The organism is Bordetella petrii (genome assembly GCF_020991325.1).
Lineage (GTDB): Bacteria > Pseudomonadota > Gammaproteobacteria > Burkholderiales > Burkholderiaceae_B > Bordetella_A > Bordetella_A petrii_E.
This window is the reverse complement of the sequence record NZ_JAJMLX010000313.1, coordinates 1-4869: the sequence shown is the minus strand read 5'-3', so window position 1 is coordinate 4869 and position 4869 is coordinate 1. Positions and strand designations below refer to the sequence as shown.

The following is a 4869-nucleotide window of genomic DNA, read 5'->3' as shown; positions in this document are numbered from 1 at the left end:
AGCCGGCGCGGCGCCCGGGCGCCGGGGCCCTGGCCGGCATACGCGTGGTGGACCTGTCGCGTGTGCTGGCCGGCCCCCTGTGCACGCAGATGCTGGCCGACCATGGTGCCGATGTCATCAAGATCGAGCCGCCGTTCGGCGACGAAACCCGGCGCCTGGGCCCGCCCTTCGAGGCATCGGGCGACGCAGCCTATTTCACCGCATTGAATCGCGGCAAGCGTTCTATCGGACTGGATCTGGCGCAGCCCGAAGGACGGCAGGTGCTGCATGGGCTGCTGCGCGATGCCGACGTGCTGGTCGAGAATTTCCTGCCCGGCACCATGCGCAAGTGGCAGCTGGATTTCGAACGGGACCTGGCGCCCCGCTATCCGCGCCTGGTGTATTGCAGCATCACCGGCTTTGGCGGCGACGGGCCGCTGGGCAGCCTGCCCGGTTACGACGCGGTGCTGCAGGCCATGTGCGGATTGATGAGCGTGAATGGCAGCACGCAGTCCGGGCCCACGCGCATCGGCGTGCCCATTGTCGATCACCTGACGGGCTACACCGCCATGTCGGGCATTCTGATGGCCTTGCTGGCCCGCCAGCGCACGGGCTCGGGGCAGCGGGTGGAAGCCGCGCTGTTCGATACCGCGCTGAGCCTGCTGGTTCCACATGCGGCCAACTGGCTGTGCTCTGGGCAGACGCCCGGGCTGACGGGCAACGCGCACCCCAATATCGCGCCCTACGACCAGTTCGAGGCGGGTGACGGGCCGGTATTCCTGGGCATTCTGAACGATGGCCAGTTCCGCCGGTTCTGCCAGCAGGTGGGGCGTGCGGACTTGGCCGCGGATGAGCGATTCCAGTCGAACGCAGCGCGCCTGCGCAACGCCGGCGCGCTGCGCGGCGAGATCGAACGGGCGCTGCGCGCTTTCCGGCGCGAAGACTTGTGCCGCGACCTGATGGCGGCGGGGGTGGCCGCGGGGCCGGTGAACAGCGTGCCGCAGGCCTTGGAGCACGCCCATGCGCAACACCGCGGCATGCGGGTGGGGCAGGACAGTTACCGGGGCCTGGGGCTGCCCATCAAGCTGTCCGGCACCCCAGGCTGCGCGTGCGGCGTACCGCCCGCGTTCGATGAGCATCGGGCTGGCATTCTGACGGAGGCGGGGCGCCACGCCACAAGTACCAAAAGCCTCTGATTCCTGTTGTACCCATAGCGATAACTCAGGAGACAAAGCCATGTTGCGTTCCACCATTCTGGCGGCTTGCATTCTTGCCGCCCCTGCCGCGCCGGCCTTGGCGCAGCCTTCGTATCCCGACAAGCCCGTGAAGATCATTGTTGCCTATACCGCGGGGCAGGGCACCGACGTAGCCACCCGGTACTTCGCCGAGCAGCTGACCCAATTGCTGGGCCAGACCTTCTACGTGGAAAACCGCGGCGGGGCGGGCGGCAATATCGGCACGGATGCCGCCGCGCGCGCCGCGCCGGACGGATACACCCTGACCATGGGCACCAATGCCACCCATGCACTGAACGAATTCCTTTATCCCACCATGACCTACGACGCGGCACGCGATTTCCAGCCCGTGGCGCTGGTGGCGACGTTTCCGATGGCACTGCTGGCCGGCAGCGGATCGACCTTCGATTCCGTGCAGGACGTGCTGAAGGCCGCCGGCGCCAAGAAGGGCGCCGCCGACATCGGCATGCCCAGCACCACGGCGCGCCTGGTGCTGGAATTACTGAAGGCGCAGACCGGCGTGCCTTTGTTCGGGGTGCCATACAAAGGATCGTCCACTGCCATGACCGATGTGATCGGCAAGCAGATCCCGTTAAGCATCGACACGGTGGCGGCGGCGCGTCCGCAGGTGGAAGGCGGCAAGCTGAAGGTGCTGGGCGTTACCAGCCGCCAGCCCACCGAATTGCTGCCGGGCGCGCCCACCGTGGCTTCGCAGGGCGTGGACGGTTTCGAGGTGATTGCCTGGAATGCGCTGTACGCCCCCAAGGGCACGCCGCCCGATGTGGTGCAGCGCTTGAACGCCGCCATCAACCAGATACTGGACCGGCCCGGCACCCGGCAGCAGTTGTTGAAAATGGGCTATGAACCCGCCGGCGGCAGCGCCCAGGACCTTGCCGACTTTGCGCAGGCTGAACGGCGCAAATGGCAGCCCATTATCAAGAATGCGGGCATACGGGCGGGCTGACGGCGGGGCGGCCGCAGGATGAAGCCCGCATCTGCGGTCTCGGCCGGGCAGGGCGGGCACGCGGCTTGCTTGGATCGCGGTTTCCGAACTCGCCGAGAGTGACATGAAGCCGACGCGTCAAGCCGCTTGCCCCGTTACCGGCATGGACATGCCATGATTGAGCCCGCCCCGCCACCCGGGGTAAGCTGCGGGTCAACCTCGGGGAAGCCGCATGCAGATGCTCTTCAGGCACGAAAAGCTGCTGGCGCTGGCCGTCGTGACGGCGGCGCTGGCTTATGCCGCGGGCTCGCGCCTGACAGCCGCGGGCGCCGCCACGGCCATCGCGGCCACCGTGGTGCTGGTGGCCGCCATCATCTGCGCTTCGCAGCGGGTGGCCTTTCACGCGGAACAGCTGGCGCATCGCCTGGGCGACCCTTACGGCACCATGGTGCTGACATTGTCGGCCGTGCTGGTGGAAGTGGTAGTGCTGGGCATCGTCATTTCGCACGACCCATCCCCCACGCTGGTGCGCGACACCATCTACGCGGCCGTGATGCTGGACATCAACGGCATCCTGGGGCTGGCCGCGCTGATGGGCGGCCTGAAGCACGGCGAGCAGGCCTACAACGACGATTCGGGCCGCGTGTACACGGTAATGATCCTGACCGCCATGGCCATCTCGATGATCGTGCCCGAATTCATTCCGCGCGAACGCTGGCACCTGTATTCGGGGTTCACGATCATCATCATGATCATGCTGTACGCCGTGTTCCTGCGCATGCAGACGGGGCCGCACAGCTATTTTTTCAGCTACAGCTATCCGGAAAAGCGCCGCAAGCCCGACACGCCCGGCCAGCGCGGCCCGACCACGCTGTATTCGGTGGGCCTGCTGGTGGCGGGGGTGGTCATCATCGGGGCGCTTTCGGAAGTGATGGCGCAGACGCTGAACGTGTCGCTGGAGCATGTACAGGTGCCGCCGGCATTGCCCGCCATCGTCGTCGCGCTGATTTCCGCCAGCCCGGAGATCCTGACCGCGCTGCGGGCCGCCCTGGCCAACCGCATGCAGTCGGTGGTGAACATTGCGCTGGGCGCCTCGCTGTCCACGGTGATTCTCACCGTTCCTGTCATGGAGGCCCTGGCGCTGTACACCGGCCAGCCGTTCGAGATGGCCATGACACCCATACAGACCATGATGGTGCTGGTGACGGTGGTCGTCACGGCCATCAACGTCAACGACGGGCAGACCAACGCCATAGAAGGCATGACCCACTTTGCCCTGTTCGCCACGTTTCTGATGCTGTCCGCGATGGGCTTGTAGGGCCTGGCCGGGCAGCGCCCTGGGCCGCTCTCGGGGGACCGCCATGAAGCAACGTCATTCGCGCCTGACCCATCTGTTCGACCGGTTCGCCACCGCCGTGGCGCGCGCCACGGGGTCGCCGCTGGCTTTCGGCTGCGCCGTGTCGGTGATCGTGCTGTGGGCCCTGGCCGGCCCCTGGGCGGGGTTTTCCGAGGTATGGCAACTGGTGGTGAACACGGGCACCACCATCATCACCTTCCTGATGGTGTTCCTGATCCAGCAGAACCAGAACAAGGACAGCCGTGCGCTGCATGTGAAGCTGGACGGCCTGCTGATGGCCATGCGAGGCGCCAGCGAAAAACTGGTGGATATCGAGGAATTGGGCGAGGAAGAGCTGGATGCCATCGCCGAGCACTACCGCCTGCTGGCGAGGCAGGCGCGCGAGCGGGCAGACCGTGGCTGACACCGGCCGGGGGTGTGCCGCGGGACATGGGCACAAGGCTTGCTGGCAGCGGGAATACCATCCAAGGAGCCCGCCATGCTTATCTTGAATCATCGCCAACCCGCCGGGCCGCCGGGAGTGCCGCCGGACGATCCCTCGTGGCCGGCGGACCCCACGCCGGAAGAGCCTACTCCCGATCCCGACCGGCCGCCGTACGACCCCGACCGCGTGCCTGGCACACCCCAGGGCCCCAACCCGGCATCGCCGGACAGTATCGATCTGGCTTAGGGCCTGGCTACCCCAAAGAGGGTGTAGCGGACCCGGACGTCAGGGGCGCAGCATGACGCGCGCAGGCTCGAAGCCCGCGCGCTTTTTCCAGGTTTGCAGGCCGGTGCCGCCGTGCTCCAGGGCTCCGTACCAGACGGCCCGCACGCCGGCGGCATGGGGTTCTGCGGCATCCAGCAGCCAGTGCACGATGCTGGTGTGCATCAACGGCATGACGCCATGCGGCAAGTGGTCTTTGTGGCCCATCAGGTCCAGGTAGTGCACCACTTCGCCGCAGCGTGTCAGCTTCACATAGGCCACCAGGCGCCTGTCGGTGCGCAGCACGCCATTGTGGTGGCCGGGCTCGTCCAGGAAGACCCCCCACCATACCGTCCAGTGGGTGGCGCATTCAGGCGCGTGCCAGGCGACGGGCGCGCTCGCCGGCGGCGCGATGTGGCCGGGCTTCAGCAACCAGCGGGCCAGCACCGGGCCGCCGCTGCGCACGGCCATCGACGTTTTCACTGCGTGGACGTCGTGTACATGAGTGGACAGTTCAAAGCGTTCCACACGGTAGCCCAGTTGCCGGGCGCGGCGTATCTTGGACAGGGTGCGCTTTGAGCGCTGGTGCAGGGCGCTGTCGAAACCCGCCCGGTCCGCGCAGCGCTGCAGGTCCAGCAGCATGGGCGTGGCGCGCCGGCGCGCCGCCCGG

At 67.2% G+C, this 4869-nt stretch carries 6 protein-coding genes; 5 read left to right on the top strand and 1 reads right to left on the bottom strand.

The window, feature by feature from the left end; genetic code table 11:
- The first annotated feature begins 29 nt into the window (after positions 1–29).
- The 5 genes from LPZ50_RS21705 (at position 30) to LPZ50_RS21685 (ending at position 4184) form a co-directional block, all read left to right on the top strand.
- Entirely contained in the window at positions 30–1175 is a 1146-nt protein-coding gene (locus tag LPZ50_RS21705; protein ID WP_268903538.1) for a CaiB/BaiF CoA transferase family protein, read from the top strand.
- 40 nt (positions 1176–1215) lie between these two features.
- Entirely contained in the window at positions 1216–2178 is a 963-nt protein-coding gene (locus tag LPZ50_RS21700) for a Bug family tripartite tricarboxylate transporter substrate binding protein (protein WP_230664851.1), read from the top strand.
- Positions 2179–2389: 211 nt separating this feature from the next.
- Positions 2390–3475 (top strand): calcium:proton antiporter, encoded by a 1086-nt coding sequence (locus tag LPZ50_RS21695; protein WP_230664850.1) that lies wholly within the window; start codon positions 2390–2392, stop codon positions 3473–3475.
- A 43-nt stretch (positions 3476–3518) separates the two neighbouring features.
- Positions 3519–3917, top strand: a complete 399-nt coding sequence (locus LPZ50_RS21690) for a low affinity iron permease family protein (protein ID WP_230664848.1) — start codon at positions 3519–3521, stop codon at positions 3915–3917.
- Positions 3918–3992: 75 nt separating this feature from the next.
- Positions 3993–4184 (top strand): hypothetical protein, encoded by a 192-nt coding sequence (locus LPZ50_RS21685; protein ID WP_230664846.1) that lies wholly within the window; start codon positions 3993–3995, stop codon positions 4182–4184.
- Between the two features lie 39 nt (positions 4185–4223).
- Here the strand turns inward: LPZ50_RS21685 and LPZ50_RS21680 are convergent.
- A partial coding sequence (locus tag LPZ50_RS21680) for a hypothetical protein (protein WP_230664844.1) occupies positions 4224–4869 on the bottom strand: 646 nt, incomplete at its 5' end.

Excerpts from the sequence above, each read along its gene's own strand:
- LPZ50_RS21700 (WP_230664851.1), top strand. The coding sequence starts at position 1,216 with ATGTTGCGTTCCACCATTCTGGCGGCTTGCATTCTTGCCGCCCCTGCC.
- LPZ50_RS21695 (WP_230664850.1), top strand. The coding sequence starts at position 2,390 with ATGCAGATGCTCTTCAGGCACGAAAAGCTGCTGGCGCTGGCCGTCGTG.
- LPZ50_RS21690 (WP_230664848.1), top strand. The coding sequence starts at position 3,519 with ATGAAGCAACGTCATTCGCGCCTGACCCATCTGTTCGACCGGTTCGCC.
- LPZ50_RS21685 (WP_230664846.1), top strand. The coding sequence starts at position 3,993 with ATGCTTATCTTGAATCATCGCCAACCCGCCGGGCCGCCGGGAGTGCCG.